22 protein-coding genes and 1 pseudogene are annotated in these 20,725 nt (G+C 73.5%); 12 read left to right on the top strand and 11 right to left on the bottom strand.

Annotated features, from left to right (window positions below):
- The first annotated feature begins 64 nt into the window (after positions 1-64).
- Positions 65-1,309, top strand: a complete 1,245-nt coding sequence (locus DAA34_RS02920) for a diacylglycerol/lipid kinase family protein (protein ID WP_234354079.1) — start codon at positions 65-67, stop codon at positions 1,307-1,309.
- A 114-nt stretch (positions 1,310-1,423) separates the two neighbouring features.
- Here the strand turns inward: DAA34_RS02920 and efeB are convergent, their stop codons facing one another.
- Both efeB and efeO read right to left on the bottom strand, forming a co-directional pair.
- Positions 1,424-2,725 carry an iron uptake transporter deferrochelatase/peroxidase subunit gene (gene efeB / locus DAA34_RS02925; RefSeq protein ID WP_106817542.1) on the bottom strand — a complete coding sequence of 434 codons (1,302 nt, stop codon included), beginning with the start codon at positions 2,723-2,725 and terminating at the stop codon, positions 1,424-1,426.
- The gene (gene efeO / locus DAA34_RS02930; protein WP_106817543.1) at positions 2,722-3,867 is read right to left on the bottom strand and encodes an iron uptake system protein EfeO; all 1,146 of its coding nucleotides are present in this window, start codon (positions 3,865-3,867) and stop codon (positions 2,722-2,724) included. The genes efeB and efeO overlap by 4 nt, the downstream gene beginning before the upstream one ends.
- 354 nt (positions 3,868-4,221) lie before the next feature.
- Between efeO and DAA34_RS02935 the strand changes: the two genes are divergently transcribed.
- The 3 genes from DAA34_RS02935 to DAA34_RS02945 all read left to right on the top strand — a co-directional run bounded on the left by DAA34_RS02935 (position 4,222) and on the right by DAA34_RS02945 (position 6,995).
- Positions 4,222-4,617, top strand: coding sequence for a DoxX family protein (locus DAA34_RS02935; RefSeq protein ID WP_234354080.1), 396 nt, complete (start codon positions 4,222-4,224; stop codon positions 4,615-4,617).
- 81 nt (positions 4,618-4,698) lie between these two features.
- Positions 4,699-6,111: an acyltransferase family protein gene (locus DAA34_RS02940; protein ID WP_106817545.1), complete on the top strand. Its 1,413-nt coding sequence runs from the start codon at positions 4,699-4,701 to the stop codon at positions 6,109-6,111.
- 47 nt (positions 6,112-6,158) lie between these two features.
- Positions 6,159-6,995: a patatin-like phospholipase family protein gene (locus tag DAA34_RS02945; RefSeq protein ID WP_106817546.1), complete on the top strand. Its 837-nt coding sequence runs from the start codon at positions 6,159-6,161 to the stop codon at positions 6,993-6,995.
- 57 nt (positions 6,996-7,052) lie between these two features.
- Here the strand turns inward: DAA34_RS02945 and pheA are convergent, their stop codons facing one another.
- From pheA to DAA34_RS02965, 4 genes are read right to left on the bottom strand one after another with little or no spacing between them, the layout of a single operon-like run.
- On the bottom strand, positions 7,053-8,102 hold the full coding sequence (pheA, locus tag DAA34_RS02950; protein WP_106817547.1) for a prephenate dehydratase: 1,050 nt from the start codon (positions 8,100-8,102) through the stop codon (positions 7,053-7,055).
- Positions 8,099-9,487, bottom strand: a complete 1,389-nt coding sequence (locus DAA34_RS02955; RefSeq protein WP_234354081.1) for a glycosyltransferase 87 family protein — start codon at positions 9,485-9,487, stop codon at positions 8,099-8,101. Before DAA34_RS02955 ends, pheA begins: the two co-directional genes overlap by 4 nt.
- A 5-nt stretch (positions 9,488-9,492) precedes the next feature.
- Positions 9,493-10,377 carry a DUF5926 family protein gene (locus DAA34_RS02960; protein ID WP_106817548.1) on the bottom strand — a complete coding sequence of 295 codons (885 nt, stop codon included), beginning with the start codon at positions 10,375-10,377 and terminating at the stop codon, positions 9,493-9,495.
- A gap of 45 nt (positions 10,378-10,422) precedes the next feature.
- Entirely contained in the window at positions 10,423-10,908 is a 486-nt protein-coding gene (locus tag DAA34_RS02965; protein ID WP_106817549.1) for an ATP-binding protein, read from the bottom strand.
- Positions 10,909-10,986: 78 nt separating this feature from the next.
- On the opposite strand from DAA34_RS02965, the gene DAA34_RS02970 reads away from it, so the two are divergent.
- From DAA34_RS02970 to DAA34_RS02980, 3 genes are read left to right on the top strand one after another with little or no spacing between them, the layout of a single operon-like run.
- Positions 10,987-11,472 carry an RNA polymerase sigma factor gene (locus DAA34_RS02970; RefSeq protein WP_106817550.1) on the top strand — a complete coding sequence of 162 codons (486 nt, stop codon included), beginning with the start codon at positions 10,987-10,989 and terminating at the stop codon, positions 11,470-11,472.
- Positions 11,469-12,131, top strand: coding sequence for a methylated-DNA--[protein]-cysteine S-methyltransferase (locus DAA34_RS02975; RefSeq protein WP_234354082.1), 663 nt, complete (start codon positions 11,469-11,471; stop codon positions 12,129-12,131). Before DAA34_RS02970 ends, DAA34_RS02975 begins: the two co-directional genes overlap by 4 nt.
- Positions 12,132-12,139: 8 nt before the next feature.
- The gene (locus tag DAA34_RS02980) at positions 12,140-12,625 is read left to right on the top strand and encodes a sulfite exporter TauE/SafE family protein (protein ID WP_106817551.1); all 486 of its coding nucleotides are present in this window, start codon (positions 12,140-12,142) and stop codon (positions 12,623-12,625) included.
- On the opposite strand, the pseudogene DAA34_RS02985 reads toward DAA34_RS02980, so the two are convergent.
- A pseudogene (locus DAA34_RS02985) lies at positions 12,556-12,882 on the bottom strand (transposase family protein); the annotation flags it as partial. The gene DAA34_RS02980 and the pseudogene DAA34_RS02985 sit on opposite strands and share 70 nt — an antisense overlap.
- Positions 12,883-12,989: 107 nt before the next feature.
- Positions 12,990-13,301: a putative quinol monooxygenase gene (locus DAA34_RS02990; protein ID WP_106817552.1), complete on the bottom strand. Its 312-nt coding sequence runs from the start codon at positions 13,299-13,301 to the stop codon at positions 12,990-12,992.
- Positions 13,302-13,408: 107 nt separating this feature from the next.
- Between DAA34_RS02990 and DAA34_RS02995 the strand changes: the two genes are divergently transcribed.
- Positions 13,409-14,350 (top strand): GlxA family transcriptional regulator, encoded by a 942-nt coding sequence (locus DAA34_RS02995; protein ID WP_062244175.1) that lies wholly within the window; start codon positions 13,409-13,411, stop codon positions 14,348-14,350.
- Positions 14,351-14,556: 206 nt separating this feature from the next.
- On the opposite strand, the gene thpR is transcribed toward DAA34_RS02995, so the two are convergent.
- Positions 14,557-15,255, bottom strand: coding sequence for an RNA 2',3'-cyclic phosphodiesterase (thpR, locus tag DAA34_RS03000; protein ID WP_158707572.1), 699 nt, complete (start codon positions 15,253-15,255; stop codon positions 14,557-14,559).
- On the bottom strand, positions 15,252-15,740 hold the full coding sequence (locus DAA34_RS03005; protein ID WP_158707573.1) for a MarR family winged helix-turn-helix transcriptional regulator: 489 nt from the start codon (positions 15,738-15,740) through the stop codon (positions 15,252-15,254). The genes thpR and DAA34_RS03005 overlap by 4 nt, the downstream gene beginning before the upstream one ends.
- A gap of 67 nt (positions 15,741-15,807) precedes the next feature.
- Here DAA34_RS03005 and DAA34_RS03010 point away from each other — a divergent pair, with 67 nt between their 5' ends.
- From DAA34_RS03010 to DAA34_RS03020, 3 genes are all read left to right on the top strand, one after another.
- Positions 15,808-16,869 carry an ABC transporter permease gene (locus tag DAA34_RS03010; protein WP_234354083.1) on the top strand — a complete coding sequence of 354 codons (1,062 nt, stop codon included), beginning with the start codon at positions 15,808-15,810 and terminating at the stop codon, positions 16,867-16,869.
- 70 nt (positions 16,870-16,939) lie between these two features.
- A complete protein-coding gene (locus tag DAA34_RS03015) occupies positions 16,940-17,392 on the top strand; it encodes a DUF3592 domain-containing protein (RefSeq protein ID WP_158707574.1) in 453 nt (150 codons plus the stop codon).
- A gap of 5 nt (positions 17,393-17,397) precedes the next feature.
- Complete coding sequence (locus DAA34_RS03020; RefSeq protein WP_106817555.1) at positions 17,398-18,861, top strand: cryptochrome/photolyase family protein; 1,464 nt, start codon at positions 17,398-17,400, stop codon at positions 18,859-18,861.
- Between the two features lie 36 nt (positions 18,862-18,897).
- On the opposite strand, the gene DAA34_RS03025 is transcribed toward DAA34_RS03020, so the two are convergent.
- The gene (locus DAA34_RS03025; protein ID WP_106817556.1) at positions 18,898-19,341 is read right to left on the bottom strand and encodes a CoxG family protein; all 444 of its coding nucleotides are present in this window, start codon (positions 19,339-19,341) and stop codon (positions 18,898-18,900) included.
- A 36-nt stretch (positions 19,342-19,377) separates the two neighbouring features.
- Between DAA34_RS03025 and DAA34_RS03030 the strand changes: the two genes are divergently transcribed.
- A complete protein-coding gene (locus tag DAA34_RS03030; RefSeq protein ID WP_106817557.1) occupies positions 19,378-20,721 on the top strand; it encodes a M18 family aminopeptidase in 1,344 nt (447 codons plus the stop codon).
- Positions 20,722-20,725: the final 4 nt, after the last annotated feature.

Below are 20,725 nucleotides of genomic sequence, written 5' to 3' on the forward strand. Positions count from 1 at the left end.
TCCGGCGCCGCCATCCCCCCGAAGGGAGGGGCCGCCCGCGGGGGGCGGGGGGTACCGTCGCCGCGTGCCCGGATCCTGGACCGCCCTCGCCCTCGTCGCGCTGCTCGAGGCCGCCCTCGTCGTGCTCGCGATCGTCGTGACCGAGTCCACGACCCGGGCGGCGCTGGGCCGCCCCCGGACCGAGCCGGGTCGGCACGCCCGGCCGCGCCCGTCCCGCGGGGTCTTCCGCCCCGCGGCTGCTCGCCGGGGGCTGGCCGGGAAGGGGGCGCCCGCCGGGAAGGACGTGGCCGAGCCCGTGCGGCTCAAGCGGGCGGCCGTCATCGTCAACCCGACGAAGTTCGCCAGCGCGGCGGCGCTCGCCGGCGTGCGCGCGCGGCTGGATCGGGTGTGCCGGGAGCAGGGCTGGAACGTGCCGCTCGTCCTGGAGACGACCGCCGAGGACCCCGGGACGGGTCAGGCCCGCGAGGCGCTGCAGGCCGGGGTCGACGTCGTCTGCCCGCTCGGTGGCGACGGGACGATCCGCGCGGTCGCGGCGGCGCTGGCGGGGACGAGCACGCCGATCGGCCTGCTGCCGGGCGGGACCGGCAACCTGCTGGCCCGCAACCTCGGTGCGCCCGTCGACTCGATCGAGGCGGCGATGGTGACGGCGTGCACGGGCCGCAACCGACCGATCGACGTCGGCTGGCTGCGGATCGACCCGCCGGAGGGGGACACCACCGACGACGAGGGCCACGCCGACGAGCCGCAGCGCGGGCCGGAGCTCGACGCGCATCTCTTCCTCGTGATGGCGGGGCTCGGGTACGACGCCGCGATCATGGAGGAGACCTCGGAGGCCTCGAAGAAGCGCTTCGGGTGGCCGGCGTACGTGCTCACGGGGCTGCGCGAGCTCGGACGGGCCCGCTTCCCCGTGCGGGTGACGGTGGACGGCGAGCCGCCGGTGGGGCGACGGGTGAAGACCGTGCTCGTCGGCAACTGCGGCCGGGTCCAGGGTGGCGTGGCGCTCCTGCCGGAGGCGAAGGTCGACGACGGGCGGCTCGATGCGCTACTGCTCGCGCCGAAGGGCCCGCTGTCGTGGCTCGAGATCGCGACGTCGATCATCACCCGCGGCGCGACCGGCTCGTCCCGGATGAAGGTGCTGCAGGGGTCGCGGATGGAGGTGCGCACGCCGCGCCCCCAGGCGATCGAGATCGACGGCGACGCGATCGGGACGGCGAGCCACGTCATCGCGACGGTCCGACGACGAGCCCTCCTCGTCCGCGTCGAAGCCCTCACCCAGAGCGCCGCCAAGACCGACAAACCCGGCACCTGATTCCTGCATTTGCGCGCGCAATTGCAATCTGCGCGCCGAGTATCACGCGCAGATGTCACCGATGGCGCGCAGATCTCGAACCTTCGATGCGGCTCGCCCGTCGTTCGAGGTGGGTCAGCCGAGCAGCTGCGTGCCCCAGTCCTCACCCTCGCCGAGCCCGCCGGGGCAGGCGAAGACCGCCGATCCGGTGTGCTCGATGTACTCGTTCAGCAGGTCCGAGCGCGACAGCGCCCGCTGAATCGGGACGAATTGCCGTCCCACGTCCCGGCAGAAGGCGATGAAGAACAGCCCCGCGTCGAGGTGCCCCAGCCCGTCGCTGCCGTCGATGAAGGTGTACCCGCGCCGCAGGATCCGCCGCCCGCCGTGGCTCGACGGGTGGGCCAGCCGCACGTGCGAACGGACGTCGATCGCGCTCGCGCCGTCGGTACCGGGCCTGGTGAAGTCGGGCTGCTCGAACTCGTCCTTCCCGCCGAGCGGGGCACCGCTGAGCTTCGCCCGACCGATCGACGCCTCCTGCTCCTGCAGGGTGCTGCGGTCCCAGACCTCGATGTTCATCCGGATCCGCCGCGCGACGAGGTACGTCCCGCCGGTCATCCACGACGCTCCCGGGACGTCCTGCGCCTGGACCCAGACGTGGTCCTGCAGCGCGGCGCCCTCCTCTGCCTTGATGTTGCTCGTGCCGTCCTTGAAGCCGAAGAGGTTGCGCGGGGTCGCCTGGCTCGTCGAGGTCGACGAGGTACGGCCGAACCCGAGCTGGCTCCACCGCACCGCGACCGTGCCGAACCCGAGCCGGATGAGGTTGCGCACGGCGTGGACCGCGACCTGCGGGTCGTCGGCGCACGCCTGGATGCACAGGTCGCCGCCCGAACGCGCGGGATCGAGGTCGTCACCGCCGAACCGCGGGAGGTCCTCCAGGCCCGCGGGCCGACGCGTCTCGAGCCCGAACCGGCGGAAGAGCGAGGGCCCGTACCCGATGGTGATCGTCAGTCCGGCCGGAGGGAGGTCGAGCGCCTCGCCGGTGTCCGTCGGGACGCCGTGGGGTCCGAGGCCGACAGCACCGCCCGGCGCGGCCTCGGCTCCGGCGACCATCCGCTCGGCCGCCCGGGTCCACGCCCTCAGCATGTCCTGCAGCGCCTGCCGGTCGTCGGTCGTCACGTCGAGCGCCACGAAGTGCATGCGATCCTGCGCCGGGGTCGTCACCCCGGCCTGGTGGTCACCGCGGAAGGGGTGGGTCCGACCAGCCGGGTCGTCCCCGCCGTCCGCCGGGGCGGCCGGCGCCTGCTGCCCGGGACCGCCGAACGCCTGCGCCGCCGCAAGACCACCGGCGAGAGTTGCCCCCGCGGCCGTGGCGAGGAGGTGCCTTCGTCGAGGCCCGGCCGCACCGCTGGCCGTCGTCCGATCCGTCGACCCGCTCATCGTGTCCCGACGACGCCCGCGACCTTCGCGACCTCCTCGCTCAGGGCGTCGAGGGCCTTCGAGAGCGCCTTGACCTCGTCCGTGCTCAGGTCGGTGTACGGCGCCCAGCCGTCCCCGCGCTGGTGCTTCGCGAGGAGCGTCTCGAGGGCCTTCGTCCGCTCGTCGATCCGCTCGACGAGCTCCGGGTCCTCCTCCTCGAGGTAGGGCCGCAGCGCCTGGATCGCCGCCGTGCTCCCGTCGAGGTTGGCGTCGAAGTCCCACAGGTCCATGTGGCTGTACCGCTCCTCCTCGCCGGTGATCTTGCCGGTGGCGATCTCGTCGAGGAGGGCCTTGCTCCCGTTCGCGAGCTGCAGCTCGTCGAGCTCGACCTCCTTCGCCCTCGACACCAGCGTGCGCACGTCCTCCAGGAGCTGGTCGGCGATCGTCGCGCTGTCCTCCCTCAGGCCGGTCTTCCACAGGTCGCGCTCGAGGCGGTGGTACCCGGTGAACCGCATGCCCTCGTCGATGACGTCCTCCCGGCCGTCGATCTTCGGGTCGAGGTCGCCGAACGACTCGGCGACGGGCTCGATCCGCTCCCAGTAGACCCGCGCACGCGGGTACAGCCGCTTGGCCTCGGTGACGTCCCCCCGCTTGACCGCGGCGACGAACCTCTCCGTCTCGCTCTCGAAGGCGTCCGCCTGGCTGCTCACGTAACGCTGGTACGCGTCGGTGGCCTCGACGAGGCGCTCGTCGTCGGTCTTGTCGACCGCCTCGCCCGTCACCGTGAACGGAGCCCGGATGCCCTGGCCGACCAGGCCCGGCTTGCACGCCGTCTCGTACGTCCCCGGCTCGTCGAGGCGGACGAGGAAGCGGCGCTCGAGGCCGGGGCCGATGTTCTCGACCTCGCCCATGACGCGGTCACCCTCGGCGTAGACGTAGAACTCGTTGACCTTCGTGCCGGTGTTGCGCACCGTGAACTCGATCTGACCCGCCGGGGCCTCGGTGCGGGCGACCTGGCACTCGCTGTCGGTGGCGGTGACCGCGATGGCGCCCTCGGCGCCCGTCCTCCCCTCCGTCAGGCCGCACCCGGCGAGCACGACGGCCGCGGTGGAGATTCCTGCGAGGGAGCGGACGACGGTGCGAGGGCGGGACGAGGTGGGCATGCGGGTTCCTCCGGATCGGGCGGTCGGGCACGCGGCCGGCGCGCCGACCAAGGTGAGGCCCTCCTTCCTGCAGTTGCGCGCGCATTTGCCATCTGCGCGCCGAACATCGCGCGCAGATGGCAGCGTCGACGCGCAGATCTCGAGCCCCGGCCCGGACGTTGGCAGCGGCAGCCAGACCGTGGCTGGCATGGCGATGCAGTGCCGACCGGCGTGGCCGGGGTCGCCGGGTGGAGCCACGGATCCGCACGCGGATCGGGCGGGCTGACGGGATCTGCGCGTCGAATGAGACATCCGCGCGTGAAATACCGCGCGCAGATGTCAGTTGCGCGCGCAATTGCGGGGAGGATGGGGGGTATGCGCGCGACGACGAAGTTCCTCAGCGGGATGTACGCGGTGACCGGGGTGCTGCACCTTGCCGTGCCGCGGGTCTACGACGACATCATCCCCGTCCCCCTCGGCCGCTGGGACCGGGAGCTGACCTACCTCTCGGGCGTCGCCGAGCTGGCCTGCGCCGCCGGCCTCGCCCACCCCCGCACCCGACGTGGCGCCGCGTGGGCCAGTGCCGCCCTCCTCGTCGCCGTCTTCCCCGCGAACGTCCAGATGGCGGTCGACCTCGTGCCCCGCGCGGCACGCCGACCGACCGGCAAGCGGGTCGCCGCCGCCGCCACGGCGATCGCACGACTCCCCGGCCAGTGGCCCCTCATCGCGTGGTCCCTCGCCGAGGCTCGCCAGCCGCACGGCGCGCGCTGACCGAGACCCGGGGACCGGGCCCGCCGAATCGGCCCCGGGCACCGAGCACCGGACTGGGTATCGGGATGGGTACGCGCACCCATGACCGACGACACCGGCGCGTCGAGACTCGACGGCATGACGAGCCTCGCCCTCCCCCGCACCGCGACGAGCGCCACGACGAACCCCGCGTCGACGGCCCCCACGGCCCCGTCGACGGCCACCGACCCGCACCCCGCCCCGCGGCGCGACCACCTCATCGACCTCCTGCGCATCGCCTCCGCCGGCGTCGTCGTGACGATGCACTGGCTCTCGACCCGGGTCTGGGTCGACGGCGACGGCATGCACTCGACCCTCGCCCTCGAGGGACGGACGATCTTCGTCCTCGGCTGGCTCCTGCAGGTCATGCCAGTCCTGTTCATCGCGGGCGGCTTCGCGAACACGAAGGTCGTCGACTCCTGCCGCGCGAAGGGCCAGAGCGCGACCGACTACCTCGGCATCCGCGCCCGGCGGCTGACCACGCCCCTGGTCCTCCTCGCCGCGGTCATCGTCCCCGTGACGGTCGTCGGCAACCTCATGGACCCCTCGATCGGCGCGATGCTCGGCGACCAGGCCGCCCGGCCGCTGTGGTTCCTCGCCGTCTACCTCGTCATCACCGCCGCCGCGCCGCTCATGGTGCGTGCGCACGACCGGTCCGGCCTCGCCGTCCCCGCCGCGCTGGTGCTCCTCGCACTCGGGCTCGACCTGGTCCGCTACGAGGTGGGCACGCTCGGCGGTGTCAACGTCGGCATGCTCGCGATGTACACGAACCTCGTCGTCGTGTGGCTCTTCGTCCACCAGCTCGGCATCATCCACGCCCGCGGCGTCTTCGCGCGGGTGCCGGCGTGGGGGCTCGTCGCGGTCGCCGGCGCCGTCGCGGCGCTCATCACGGTCATGGTCGACCTCGGCCCCTGGCCCGCCGCGATGGTCGGCACCGCCGAGGACCGCGACACCAACCTCCTTCCCCCGACCGTCATCATCGGCCTCCTCGGCCTCGTCCAGATGATGGTCATCGCCCTCGTCTCCCGCGCCACCGCCCGCTGGAACCCCTCGACGAGCACGGTGCAGCGGATCGGCGTCCTCAACGCGCTGATGATGGTCGTCTACCTCTGGCACGTCCCGGTCATCGCGACGGCCATCGGCATCGGCCTCCTCGCTCCCGACACCCTCCTGCCCTCGGACGAGGCGACCTGGTGGGCCATGCGCCCCGGCTGGTTCCTCGCCTGCGGCCTGCTGCTGCTCGGGATCACGCGGCTCGCCGTCCGCTGGGAGCTGTTCTGCGCCCGCTTCGCCGTATCGCGCCAACCGGTCCGGGTCGTCCTCGGCGCCCTCGCGGCGACCGCCGGAACCTTCCTCGTGTGGCAGTACGGCCTGCTGACGACCGACCCGCTGGCGGTCACCGGCCTCGCCCTCGTCCTCCTCGGCGCTGCGGTGCTGACCACCCGTGAGCGCAAGGCGCCGGTCCGGCTCGCCTGAGTCGCCACGATCGAGACCACGCGCCCGGTCTTCGTAGGCTGGGCACCATGACCGCCCCCGCCCCGACGACGGCCTTCGTGCTCGGCGGGGGCGGTGTGCTCGGCGCCACCCATGTCGGGATGCTCTCGGCGCTGATGTCCAGAGGGATCACCCCCGACATCGTCGTCGGCACGAGCGTCGGCGCGATCAACGGGGCGTTCGTCGCGGCCGACCCCGGCCTGCACACCGTCGGCCGGCTCGAACGGCTCTGGACCGAGGTCACCGAGCGAGGGGTGCTGCTGGAGAACCCCGTGCGCCAAGCGGCCCGGTTCGCCCGCAGCCGGACCCACCTCGTCTCCGCCGACCCGCTGCGCGAGATCCTCGAGACCCACCTGCCCGTCACCCACATCGAGAACCTCGTCGTGCCGTTCCAGTGCGTCGCCGCGGAGATCGAGGGAAGCCGGTCCCGCTGGTTCGACGAGGGTCCGCTCGTCGGCCCCATCCTCGCCTCGTGCGCGGTGCCGGGACTGTTCGCCCCGGTCGAGATCGACGGGCTGCACTACCTCGACGGCGGGCTCGTCCACTCCATCCCCGTCGGGCGGGCGCTGCAGCTCGGCGCGCGCCGCGTGTTCGTCCTCCAGGTCGGGCGCGTCGAGAACCGGCTCGAACCGCCGAAAACGCCGTGGGAGCTGGGGCTCGTCGCGTTCGAGATCGTCCGGCGGCACCGGTTCGTCGAGGAGATCGAGGCGGTGCCCGACGACGTCGAGCTGCACGTCCTGCCGAGCGGGGTGAGCGCGTCGTCGCCGATCGCCACCCTCCGGGTGGCCAGGGGCGACAGCGTCCCCGAGCGGATCGAGCGGGCGCGCGAGGCGACGCTGGCCCACCTCGACAAGGTCGGGGCCTGACCAGCGGGAGGCTGCGAGCCCGAGGGCGCGGCACGGCCGAGCCGGCCCGGCCGACGGTCAGCCGGTGATCGAGCGCAACCAGTCGCGCGCGTCCTCGAAGGCCTGCGCCCCCGTCGAGGCGGTGACCGTCGGCGTCGTCGGGTCCGCGCTCGGGTACGAGCCGAGGAAGCGGACGTGCGCGCACACCCGGTACAGCCCCATGAGCGCCTCGGCGACCCGCGGCTCGCTCACGTGGCCCTCGATGTCGACGGAGAAGCAGTAGCTGCCGAGCTCCTCCTTCGTCGGCCGCGACTCCAGGCGCGTCATGTTGATGCCGCGGACGGCGAGCTGCTCGAGCAGGGCCAGGAGCCCGCCGGGCTGGTCCAGCCGCTGGAAGAGAACGACCGTCGTCTTGTCGGCGCCGGTCGGGGCGGGCAGCCGACCCGGGCGCGCGACGAGGACGAACCGCGTCACCGCCCCGGTGTTGTCGCCGATGTCGTTGGCGAGGACGACGAGCCCGTGGTCCGCGGCGGCGCCGGGGGCGCAGACCGCGGCGTCGAAGCCGCCCGAGGGGGTCTGGGCTTCGCGGGCCGCGCCCGGCGCGGCACCTGCCCCCAGGGCGGCTGCCGCGGCGGCGGTCGAGAGCGTGGGGACGTAGTCGACGTCGGGCAGGTGCTCGGCGACGAACCGGCGGACCTGCGCCCAGGCGTGGGAGTGCGTGCCGATCGTGCGGACGTCCGCGAGCGCGGTCCCGGTGGGGGCGGCGAGGACGAAGGTGACGGGCACCCGGACCTCGGCGACGACGACGAGGGGCTCGCCGTGCGCGAGGGAGTCGAGCGTCGCGGACACGCCGCCCTCGACGGAGTTCTCGATCGGCACCATCGCCGCGTCCACCTCGCTCGCGAGGAGGGCCGCCAGGGCCGCTCCGACGGACGGGAACGGGATCTCCTCGACCGGTGGGTCGACGGACGACGCGCCCGACGCGTTCGACTCGTCCGAGGGGCTCGCCGAGGCGAGCCACGACCGCAGGGCCTGCTGGGTGAACGTCCCTGCTGGCCCGAGGTACCCGAGCCGTCGGGGTACCGACCAGGCGTCGGCCTGCTGCTCGGGACTGCGCTGCTCGGTCATCGGGTCGCCTCCGCCGTCGCGGGCTGATCGGTCGGGGTCCGGGCCGGGACCGCCTGGGCCGCCGGATCGAAGTCGTGGTCGTCGGCGAGGACACGGCCCGGCGGGTCCTCGTCGTCCCGCTCGTCGCGACGGAAGGACCACCACATGAGGGCGATCGTCGCGATCCCGGCGAGGAAGTACGCGTTCTCGAGCATCACACCGACCGGCTGCACCGGCAGCCGCCGGACCATCCACTCATGACCCCAGTACGGCACGTGGATGGCGAAGACGACGCCGATCGCCACGACCGCGAGGATGCGGCGCCGGTCCTTGAGCGGGTCGGAGCCGAGGATGGCGAAGAAGGCGACGGCGAGCCAGTGGAAGTGGTGCACCCAGGCGACCGGCGAGAGCATGCACGCCATGAGGCCGACCGCTGCGACCTCCGTGATCGAGTCGCCCCGGCGCCACGCCCGGCTCGCAAGCCAGAAGCCGACGACCGCGACGATGACGCACAGCACCGCCCAGACGAGGGTCTGCGTCAGGCCGCCGTCGCCGCCGGGGTCGGTCGGCTCGCCGGGCCAGATCCGCATGAGGACGCCGCGAATCGACTGGTTCGAGGGGCCGGCGTTCGGGCCGAGCCGTCCGGGGTCCTGCAGCGCCCCGCCCCAGAACGCCACCGAGGCCTCGGGGAGGAGGAGCGCGGCGCCGATCGTCGCGAGCGCGGCCGTCCCGACGGCGGTCGTGAGCTCCCGCCAGCGCCGGTTCACCGCGTAGTGGATGAGGAAGACCCCGGGGGTGAGCTTGACGGCGGTCGCGAGGCCGACGAGGACGCCCGGCGGAACCCGGCGCAGCACCCGGGGCCGGGGGATGCGCAGGTCCATGAGGCAGGCCAGGACGATGAACGCGTTGACCTGGCCGAAGCGCAGGCCCTCGGCGACGGGCTGGATCCACCACAGCGGCGCGACGAGGAGGGCGAGCGTCACCGGCAGCCAGCGGCCCGTGCGGTGGGTCAGCCGGAAGGCGGCGTACCAGACGATGCACGTCGTCGCGAGGATCTGGGCGACGAAGGCGACCCAGCCGACGGCACCGAACGGGATGAGGCCGAGCGGCACCGACAGCAGCGCGGAGAACGGCGGGTAGGTGAACGGCAGGAGCTGCGGCGGCTCGGTCAGGTGGTCGTAGATCGGTCGACCCATGAGGACCGACCGGCCGGCCTCCCGGTAGACCTCCACGTCGACCTGCCACTGGTCCTGCGGCCAGCGGAGGAGGTAGTACCACGCCGACGGGATCGCCGAGGCGACGAGGATCGCCGCGCCGAGCAGCCACCGGGAGACCGACGGTCGGCGCGGGTCGACGCGCGCGCCGGGGCGCGCCTTCGCCGGCGGGGGCGCGGGAGCGGGGGCCACCGGGATCAGCGGAGCGTGATCTGGCGGCTGAGAAGACCGCTGCGGGCTCGCCGCTCGTCGGCCGTGAGCGGCTCGTCGACGGACAGCGCCGCGTCGTACCGGGCGAGGACGGCGGTGAGGGCCTCGACGTAGCTGCCCGGCTCGGCCTGGGGGTCGAGCTCCCAGACGGGCACGAGCAGGCCGGACGTCCGGAAGGCACCGAGGAGCTTCGTCTCCCCACCCAGGCTCGTCTCCCCCGCGGCCTGGAGCCGGGCGAGCGCGGTCGTCGCGGCGTCCTCGTCCTCGGCGAGGAGGACACGGACGTAGGTGCGTTCCCCGATCCGGCACCAGAACGCCGAGCGGTCGACGTCGATGCGGACGGTCGGCACGACGCTCTCGTTCGCGCGCTCGAGGGACTCCTTCGCGGCGCCCTCGGCCTCCTGGTCACCGATCCAGTAGTCGAAGCCGTCGTGGACCTGCGCGCGGGGGTCGCTCGCGGGGGCGAGGAGGTCCTGCAGGCGAGGGGTGTCGGCCGTCACCGGCGGCGCGGTCGTCAGGGGGGCGCCGGGCTCGAGGGCGACCGCGGCGAGGATGCGCCCTGCGAGGTCTCGGCTCGCGTCGCCGCTGTGGCTGCCGGCCTGCGTGGCGACGAGGACCTCGCCGTCGTCCCGACGCAGCGCGGGCCATGCCAGCGGCAGGACGGTCGAGATCGTCACCGTCGTCGGGGCACCCTCGGGCAGCTGGTCGCCGGACAGCTCGACGGTCGCGGTGGCGGCGGGCAGGACCTCACCGAGCGCGACCCACTCCGTCTCCCCCGGCAGACCCTCGAACGGCCGTCGGGCGAACGGCACCTGCGCCGCCCGGGACGGACGTGCGTCGGCGGTCTTCTTGCGTCGAGATGCCTTGCCCATGGGGGTAGAGGGTAGTTTGCCGGGGCCGACGGCGCCCTGCGTGGCTCAGGTCGTGACGCGGCGCCGGGACGGCCCGCCGACGCACGCCCAGACGATCCGCCCGTGGGGATCGTCCAGGACGCCCCACTCGTGGGCGACGCTGCGGACGATCCGCAGGCCCCGACCCTGGGTGGCCCACGGCGCGAGGGGGCTGGGTCGCGGGGTGGTCGGTGCCCCACCGTCGCCGACCTCGATGTCGACGGTCTCGCCCTGGACCCGCCAGCGGACGCGGACGCAGCCGTCGGTCAGGGGTGCGGCGTGCCGGACGGCGTTGGCGACGAGCTCCGTGACGACCAGGCGCGCGTCGTCGATCACTGCGGGGTCGACCCCCCGGGCGGCGAGGTCGGCCGCGAGCGCGCCCCGGACGAGGGTGGCGGCCTCCGGGGTCGCGGGCGGGCGGACGATCCGCGCCGCGCCCGTGCCGGGGGCGACGCCGAAGGCGTCGAGCCCGTCGCCGACGTCCGTCGTCGCACGGGCGATCTCGCTGGTCATCGGGCACCTCCCGCTGCCTCGCGTGGTTCTCTGGACCCTCCACCCTCACACATCCGACCCACCGGACGTTGTACCGACGTGACCACGACCCGCCTGCCGCCGTTCCAGCGGCTCGTCGACGACCACTGGCGCGACGTCGACCGTCTGGCCCGCGCCCTCGCCGGCTCGGCGGGGGAGGACGTCGCGCAGCAGGCCTGGGTCCAGGCGCTCGCCGCATACCCCCGGTTGACCTCGGCCCGCAACCTCCGGTCGTGGTTGCTGACGATCACCCACCGATGCGCGATGGACCACCACCGGCGTCGCTCGGGCGGCCCGGTGCCGACGGACGAGCCCGCCGCGCTCGAGGCCGCTCCGCTCGCCCCACCGGCCGATGCAGGGCTCCTCGACGAGGAGCTGTGGCAGCGGGTCGGGGCGCTGCCGCCGCGCCAGCGCGAGGCGATCGTCCTGCGCTACGTCGGCGACCTCGACCACGCCTCCGTCGGCCGCGCGCTCGGCACCACACCCGCCGCGAGCCGTCGCCTCGTCAGCGACGCGCTCGCGACCCTCCGGAAGGACCTCGCATGACCGACCCCACGCCGCCGAGCCCCCCGCCGCTCCGCCTCCCGACCGATCGCACGACGGGCGAGGAGTCCGTCGTCGAGGCCCGGCTGCGGCGGATGATTGCCGAGGCCGAGGGACACCCTCCGGTGCTCGAGCCCGTCACGGGCGCCGTCTCCTACCGGCACCTGGACACCCCGATCGGTCGGATGCTGCTCGCGCGGCACCCGGGCGGACCGCTCGTCGCGTCGACGTTCGCACCGGACGCCTCGACGACCGAGCGCATCCTGCAGCGCATCGCCGAGCGCATCGGGCCGGTCATCCTCCACCGCCCGCGGGACCTCGACGAGGCGAGCACCCTGCTCGAGCAGTACCTCGACGGGCACCGCACGGACCTGCCCGTCGCGGTCGACCTCGTTCTCGCGACGCCGTTCCAGCGATCGGTCTACGCCGCGCTCGACGGCATCGGGTACGGCGAGCGGGCGACGTACGGGGCGCTCGCGGCCCGGCTCGGGCGGCCCTCGGCCGGCCGGGCGGTCGGGGCGGCGCTCGGCGCGAACCCCGTGTGCGTCGTCGTGCCCTGCCACCGGGTCGTCGCCTCGTCCGGCTCGCTCACCGGGTACGCCGGGGGGCTGGCGGCAAAGGAGTATCTGCTCGACCTGGAGGCGGGTGCGGACCGTGATTGACTGAACGGGTGACCCTCGCGCTCGCCGTTCTCACCGGCCTCGCGGTCGGCGTCATCATGGGCGCGCTCGGCGGGGGCGGCGCGATCCTCGTCGTTCCGGTGCTGCTCTACGGGTTCGCCATGGAGCCCCACGCCGCGACGACCGGCTCGCTCGTCGTGGTCGGGATCGGTGCCATCGCCGGGGCGATCTCCCACGGTCGTCGCGGCGAGACCAACCTCACGCAGGGGACGGTGTTCGGGCTCGGCGGGTTCGTCGGGACGACCGTCGGGGTGCTCGCCTCGGCCCACGTCGCGCCGTGGGTGCAGACCGGGTCGTTCGCGCTGCTGCTCCTCGTCGTCGCGACCGTCATGCTCCGGAGATCCCGGCCCGAGGGCGACGACGACACCAGCGGCCCTCCGCCGCTGGTCGCCTTCTCCCCCGTCCGCTTCGCGCGTGGCTCCGACGCGGCGCTGGTGTCCTGGCGCCACACGTGTCCGCAGTCTGCACAGCGGTAGCGGCGCACTACAACTTCCAGCACGGTCGGTCGCCAGCCCAGCGGCTCGTGGGCCAACCGCCGGATCACGGTGTCACGAGCGGCGCCTTCGCTGCCGCACCGTCGGCACCACTGATCTGGTTCCACCACGCGGCACGCGAGGACCGCACGATCCGGTTCAAGTCGTTGCCCGATCACGCTCAGACCGAGGCCGTCGAGTCGAGCGAAGGCGGTCAGGTCAGGGCGGCCGAAGCCGGGCGGCGGGGTAGCGTCGGGCACGTCGAGGTCTTTCCGATGGATGGCGTAGGAACCTCCATCGTCGGGAGACCTCGACGTCCATCTGCGGACCGACTCGGCGGGGCGCGATCGTCTCGTGCGCTGGCGGACTACGGGAGCTTGGACGCGAGGACGTCGGCCGCCAGGATCTCGGGTGCTGCGCCGAGGAGGTGCTGGTTGGCCATCAGGGCTGCGACGATGGCGCCGTTGGCGTGGGCGTCTCGAGCGTCCTCGTCGGGGAATGCATCGAAGATCCAGAAGGTGTCGGCGTAGGTCCTGACCGCGAACCAGACAATCGTTCCTACTTCTTCGTTGGCGAGTGCGACAGCGCCGGCGAGCAGATCGGCGAGCGCGTCGTGCTGTCCATCGGCCGCGACGATCTTGGCGACGAAAGCATACGGAAGTGATGCGGGTGTTGACATGAGGGACTCTCCTTGAGGTCGTGGTTCTTCGTGGGACGAGTTCAGCGTATAACGAGCGAGGGCCGGTGGGGAGTGGCGTATACGGCAGTATTGCTACTGTTTACGTCATGCGTATTGGACTGATCGCGATCGACGGCTGCTTCGGTTCGGCTATCGCGTCGATCATCGACATCGTGCGGGTGGCCGACGGAGCCCGCGGCGATGTCGACCCGCGGATCGACCCGATCGAACTCGCCATCCTCGGACCGAAACGGAGAGTGACCACGACGGCATCGATGACCCTGTCGGTGGACCACCCGCTGTCGGAGTCCGCAGAGTTCGACGTGGTCGTCGTCCCTGCACTTGGAACCCTTACGGCCGCCGCTACCAATGACGCCCTCCAGAGCCGAGATGCTCGTTCGGTCATCGCCTCGCTCGGGCGCCTCGACGAGGCGACCACCCGGATCGCCGCGGCGTGCACCGGCGTGTTCGCTGTCGCCGAGACCGGACGGATGCATCATCGGCGGGCGACGACCAGCTGGTTCCTGGGACCGGAGTTCCTGAAGCGCTATCCGACCGTCGCCCTCGATCTCGACACCATGGTCGTGGTCGACGGGAACCTCGTCACCGCCGGCGCAGCGTTCGCCCACATCGACCTCGCGCTCTCACTCGTGCGATCGATCAGCCCCGACCTGGCCCAACATGTCGCCAAGCTCCTCATCATCGACGAGCGTCCGTCGCAGGCGGCCTTCGTCGCCTACGAACATCTCCGGCACGAGGACCCGATCGTCGTCGAGTTCGAACGCTTCGTGCGCGCCCGCCTGGACGAACCGTTCAACGTCGCCTTCGTCGCGCAGTCGCTCGGCACCAGCCGGCGCACCCTCGAACGACGAGTCCGTGCGGCGCTCAACCTCACTCCGCTCGGCTTCGTCCAACGGCTTCGCATCGAACGAGCTCGGCACCTCTCAGCAACCACGGACCTCACCTCCGCGGAGATCGCGCTCCGGGTCGGCTACGCGAACGCCGAGACCCTGCGCTCCCTCCTGCGCAGGGAGCGACGCCGTTCCTGACCTATCGCCATGCCTGTAGCTTGTGTCCTAGCGCTCGGTTGGAACCACCTCTCAGCACGTCGCGTCGACGCTCCTACGTCGCCCCTGGACTACCCACTCGACACGCCCGCAGCACAGCTCATGTGACGTGCCCCGGCTTCCCGGACGGTCGGGGTTGGGTGGCTGTGATGTCGCTGCGTTCTCGTCGAGAGGGTCAGCAGACCCGATCAGAGCCGATTGGGATGAGCCGCGAAGGCGGTTAGGTCAGGGCGGCCGAAGCCGGTCGGCGGGGTAGCGTCGGGCACGTCGAGGTCTTTCGGATGGATGGCGTAGGTACCTCCATCGCCGGGAGACCTCGACGTCGATCTGCGGACCGACGCGCCCGGCCGACCTACACCTTCATCTGGAAGAGCCCGGTTGCCGGCGCGCTGCCCGAGGACGGACTCGACGAGCTCGATCTCCTCGACGTCCCACCACGGGCCCTCGTAGGTGTCGAGCACCCGCAGCCACCGCGCCGCCGACACCGCCCGGCGCGGACGGGCGAGGGTCAGGTGCGGGACGAACCGGCGCCCGTCCGGCGGCGCGCCGACGACCGCGAGCGCGTTCCGCGAGCCCTCGGCCAGCCGCGGGAGGTCCGACTCGCCACCCACGACGCCGAGCCAGAGGACCCGCGCGGCGAGGGCGTCGGGGAAGCACCCGCCGCCGCGGAGGCGGAGCGGGAAGGGGTCGGTCGAGGCGGCGAGGCTCGTCAGACGCTCGGCGAGGTCGTCCAGGCGGTGCTCGGGCATCGTCGCGGCGAAACCGAGCGTGAGGTGCCACTGCCCCGGCGACGTCCACGGCATCCCGGCGCGGGGCTCGAGGAAGTCGACGAGGTCCTCGACCGCGTGCAGCGCGGGCCGGACGGCGACGAAGACCCGCGCGCTCACCGCGTCCCGACCCGGGTCTGGTGCCCGTCGTCGAGCAACGCCCGCAAGGTCGCCAGGGTCACGTCGAGGCCGGCCCGCTGCTCGGCCGAGAGGACCTCGATCCGACCGACGAGCCACGTCTGCCGCCCCTCGCGCGCCTCGCGCAGCGCGACCTCGCCGTCGGCGGTGAGGTGCAGCACCATCCGGCGCCCGTCGGCCTCGTCCCGGTCGGCCCGGACGAGACCGGCCGTCCGAGCCGCGGCGACGGTGGAGTTCATCGCCTGGGGGCTGACGAGCTCGGCGCGCGCGAGGTCCGAGGACGTCATCGCCGGGGTCGCGTGGAGCCGGGCGAGCACCGCCTGCTGGGCGAGCGGCAGCTCGGAGCGTGTCGTCTCCGCGCGCAGCCGCCGGAGGAAGGCCCACATCACCTCGGCGAGCTCCGTGGCGAGCTCCCCGTCGGCCACCGAGAGGTGGGCGCCGTCGCGCGGCGCGTTCTCGCCCGTCATACCCCCCGACGATACCATCAACTTAGTTGTTAAACCTCGTTGATTGCTTCCCCGTCACGAGATCCTCGTGTCCCACTCCGCCATCGCGCCCGGGCAGCACGTCCCCATGCGCACCGTGCTCGGCCACCTCTGGCCGCCCCTCCTCATGGGCGCCATCATGACGTTCGCCTACCTGTGGGGGTTCCACGCGCCGAGCCCGCGCCACCTCCCGGTCGCCGTCGTCGGCCAGGCCTCGACGCCGATCGCGGACGGCCTCGAGCAGCGCTTCGGCGACGGTCTCGACGTCACCGTCGCGGCGGACGAGGCGACGGCGCGCGACGACCTGGCCCACCAGCGGATCGCCGCCGCGTACGTCCCGGCGGACCCGCGCGGGACGGACGCGACCGCCCGCCTTCTCGTCGCCACCGGCTCGTCCGAGACGACGACGAACGTCACCGAGAAGATCTTCCGCTCCGTCGCGGAGAAGCAGGGCGCCCGGCTCGCGATCGAGGACACCGCGCCGCTGCACGAGAACGACCCCATCGGCCAGAACGGGTTCTTCTACCTCGTCGGTCTCACCATTGCCTCCTACGCGACGTCCATCGCCATCGGCGCCGCGGGCGCGACCCGGCGGATGCGCGAGCGGGCCCTCCTCGCCCTCGGCGCCTCCGTCGTCATCCCGACCGTCCTCGTCGCGATCGCCTCCACCCAGGGCGTCTTCGCCGGCCACACCCTCACCGCCTGGGGCCTGTCGGTCCTCTACTCCCTCGGCGTCCTGCTCATCGGGGTGGGGCTGCACCCGATCGTCGGACGGTTCGCCACCGTCCTCTACTCGGCGCTCTTCGTCGGCTTCAACTTCACCTCCTCCGGCGGCGTCTTCGCCCCGACGATGCAGCCGGCCCTCTTCGCCTGGCTCCACCGGATCTGGATCGGCGCCGGCTTCATCGAGGCCGAGCGGCGCACCGCGTACTTCCCCCTGATGAGCCGGGCGACCCCCGTCCTCACCCTCCTCGCGTGGATCCTCGTCGGGCTTCTCGCGATCGGGCTCGGCACCCTCCGCGAGCGCCGTCACCTCGGCCCGATCGACGCGCGGCACGCGCTCGACGCCGACACCGAGGAGGAGATCGAGGAGGCCTCCGCGGTCGGCTGAGCGCCGGCTGAGCGCGGACCGACGCGGGCGGCCCTGACCCGCTCGCGCAGGGTCCGCGATGATGGGCCGCATGCACGCGTACGAGGTCCAGCCGCTCGTCCTCGCCGGGGCCCTCATGGTGCTCGCGTCCCTCGTCGGGTGGGGGCTCCTGCTCGCCGCGGCGGCGCGTGAGCGCCGCTACGGCGGGGCGCGGCGGGCCACCGGCCGCGTCGTCGAGCTCGTGCGCGACCCCGGCACCGAGTACACCCAGATGGGGCGGATCGACGCCGGTCGCCTGGTCCCGATGCTCCCCCGGGTCGAGTGGGTCGACGAGGGCGGCACCCGCCACACCTTCATCTCCCGGATCGCCACCACGCCCCCGCCGGCCGTCGGGTCCGACATCCCCGTCCGGCACCTGCCGGGCCGCCCCGAGACGGCGCAGGTGGGGACGACCGCCGCCCGCGCCCTGTGGTTCGTCGTCGGCGGGGTGCTCGGACCCGTGATGACCGTCGTCGGGCTCGTGCTCGTCCTCATCGGCGGCTGAGTGCCATGGCGCGCACGGTGACCGACCGGGCGAGCGGGCGGCCGACGAGCGGGCGGCCGACGAGCCTGCTGTGGTTCCGCCGCGACCTGCGGCTGACCGACCACCCCGCGCTCCTCGCGGCGATCGAGGACGGCGAGGTGCTGCCGGTCGTCTGCCCCGACGACGCCGCGCTCGCCGCCGGCGAGCTGCCGCGGCTGCGCTGGACGGCTGCCGCCCGCAGCCTGTCCGAGGACATCGCCGCGCAGGGCGGGAGGCTCGTCGTCGCCGCCGGAGACCCCGAGCACGCCCTCGCCCGGCTCGCCGCGCGCGTCGGGGCGCAGCGGGTGCACGTCACCCGGGAGACGGACCCGCCGGCGGCCGCGCGCGACGCCCGGGTCCGCGAGCGCCTCGCCGCCGACGGGGTCGAGCTCGTCGGGACGGGCACCCCCTACGCGGTGGGGCCGGGCCTGGTGATGACGAAGCAGGGCACGCCGTACGCCGTCTTCACCCCCTTCTCCCGGGCCTGGCGCGAGCACGGCTGGCCCGGTCCCGCACCGGCCCCGAGCACGCCCCCCTGGGCCGCGGTCCCCGACGACGCACTGTCCGACGGCGAGGCACTGTCCGACGGCGAGCTGCCGAGCGTCGACGACCCACGCATCGACCCCGCGACGCTCGGCGAGCGCGCCGCGCTGGATCGGCTCGCCGCCTTCCTCGTCGACGACCTGGCCCGCTATGCGGACGAGCGGGACCGGCCCGACCTCGACACGACGAGCCGGCTGTCGGTGCCACTGCGGCACGGCGAGATCCACCCCCGGACGATCCTCGCCGCGATCGACGAGGCGACCGCCGGCTGGCGCGACGTCCGCGCCGATGCGGCCGAGAAGTTCGTCACCGAGCTCGCGTGGCGCGAGTTCTACGCGGACGTCCTCCACCACGACCCGGTCTCGGCGTGGGAGGACCTCAGGGGCACGCTCCTCGATCTGCCGTACGACGACGCGGACGAGCCAGCAGTCGCGCGACGGGTCGAGGCGTGGCGCGAGGGCCGGACGGGGTACCCGATCGTCGACGCGGGGATGCGACAGCTGCGCGACTCGGGCTGGATGCACAACCGTGTGCGGATGATCACGGCGAGCTTCCTCGTCAAGGACCTGCACGTCTGGTGGCCGGTCGGCGCGCGGCACTTCCTCGACCACCTGCTCGACGGCGACCTCGCGTCGAACAACCACGGCTGGCAGTGGGTGGCCGGGACGGGGACGGACGCCTCGCCGTTCTTCCGCGTGTTCAACCCGACGCTCCAGGGGACGAAGCTCGACCCGTCCGGGGAGTACGTCCGGCGCTGGGTGCCCGAGCTCGCGCACGTCCGCGGCAAGGGCGTGCACACGCCGTGGAAGACCGACGGCGCGTACGACGAGGGCTATCCGCGGCCGATCGTCGACCACGACCTCGAGCGACGCGAGGCGCTGGCCCGCTACGAGGCAACCAGGCGCTGACGCGGGGACGGGCCGGCCGCTGGCAGCCGCGCGTCGTCAGTGGCCCATGCAGGTGAGGAACTGCTGGACGAGCGGTCCGCTCACGGCCTGGGCCAGGCGCTCGCCGAGCCTCGTCGGCAGGCCGCGCACCTCGAGGTCGGTCGTCAGGTCCATCCGCGTGCCGGCCCGACCGGAGACGTCGACCTCCGTGAGGACGAGGTCGATGTCGATCGTCGCCTTCGCCAGGCCCCGCCTGTCGCTGCCCTCGGAGCGGATGACCGCGTGGTGGTTCTCCTCGTCGGCGACGGCGAGCTTCCCGTGCCCGACGAAGGACAGGGTGATGAGGCCGATGCCAGCCTTCATCGTCCCGTCGAACTCGTTCCCGCGGACGTCGGTGACCTCCGCCCCGGGGAAGCAGCGGCCGACGCGGCGCAGGTCCATGAAGTGGTCCCAGACGGTGTCGATCGGGGTCGCCACGGTCTCCGAGTGGGTGAGTCGCACGCCGCCACCCTAGGGCCGTCGGCCCCCGCTGGTTCAATGACGCGGGTGACGACCTCCGCCCCGGACCCCACCCGACCCGCCGGCTCCCCGGACGAGCAGGCCCGTGCCGCCGCCGAGGACCTCGGTGCGTTCGTCGCCGCGAGCCCGAGCAGCTTCCATGCCGCCGCGCAGGTCCGGGACCGGCTCGTCGCCCGAGGGTTCAGCGAGCTCGACGAGGCCGCCCCCTGGCCGTCGAGCCCCGGCGGGTACGTCGTCGTCCGGGACGGCGGCGTCATCGCGTGGGTCGTCCCGACCGGCGCGGGCCCGACGACCCCGTTCACCGTCCTCGGCGCGCACACCGACTCCCCCGGGTTCGTCCTCAAGCCCCGGCCGACGACCGGCCGCGACGGCTGGGTCCAGGCCGGGGTCGAGGTGTACGGCGGGCCGTTGCTCAACTCGTGGCTCGACCGGGAGCTCGTCCTCGCCGGGCGGCTCGTCACCCGGGACGGTGCCAGCCACCTGACCCGGACCGAGCCGCTGCTGCGGATCCCGCAGCTCGCGATCCACCTCGACCGCGCGGTCAACGACGGGCTCACCCTCGACCGGCAGCAGCACACCCAGCCGGTGTGGTCCCTCGGCGACCCCTCCCGCGCCGACCTCCTCGCCGTCCTCGCCGGGGCGGCGGGGATCGACCCCGCTGACGTCGCCGGGTACGACGTCGTCACGGCCGACGCCCAGCACCCGGCGGTCTTCGGGGCGGGCGGGACGCTGCTGGCGAGCGGGCGCCTGGACAACCTCGCGAGCGTCCACGCGGGCCTGCGCGCGCTCGAGGAGATCGGGCCCGAGGGGCTCGGCGGCGACGCCCCGATCGCCGTCCTCGCGGCCTTCGACCACGAGGAGATCGGCAGCGAGACCCGGTCCGGTGCCGCGGGGCCGTTCCTCGCCGACGTCCTGTCGCGGGTCGGCGCGGGCCTCGGCGCCTCTGCCGACGAGCACCACCGCGCGCTCGCGGGGTCGCTGTGCGTGTCGGCCGACTGCGGGCACGGCGTCCACCCGAACTACCCCGAGCGGCACGACCCGGCCAACCGCCCGCGGCTGGGCTCCGGCGTCCTGCTGAAGATCAACGCGAACCAGCGCTACGCGACCGACGGGGTCGGGGCCGCGGCGTGGCACCGGATCTGTGCCGACGCGGCCGCCGACGTCCAGGAGTTCGTCTCGAACAACGTCCTGCCGTGCGGCTCGACGATCGGCCCGATCACCGCGACCCGCCTGGGCATCCGCACCGTCGACGTCGGACTGCCGCTGCTGTCGATGCACTCCGCGCGCGAGCTCGCCGCGGTCGAGGACGTCGCCGCGCTCGGTCGGGCGGCCCGCTCGGCCCTGGCTGGCGCCTGGCGCTGATCGG

Source organism: Janibacter massiliensis (genome assembly GCF_900289115.1).
In the GTDB taxonomy this organism is placed as follows: domain Bacteria; phylum Actinomycetota; class Actinomycetes; order Actinomycetales; family Dermatophilaceae; genus Janibacter_A; species Janibacter_A massiliensis.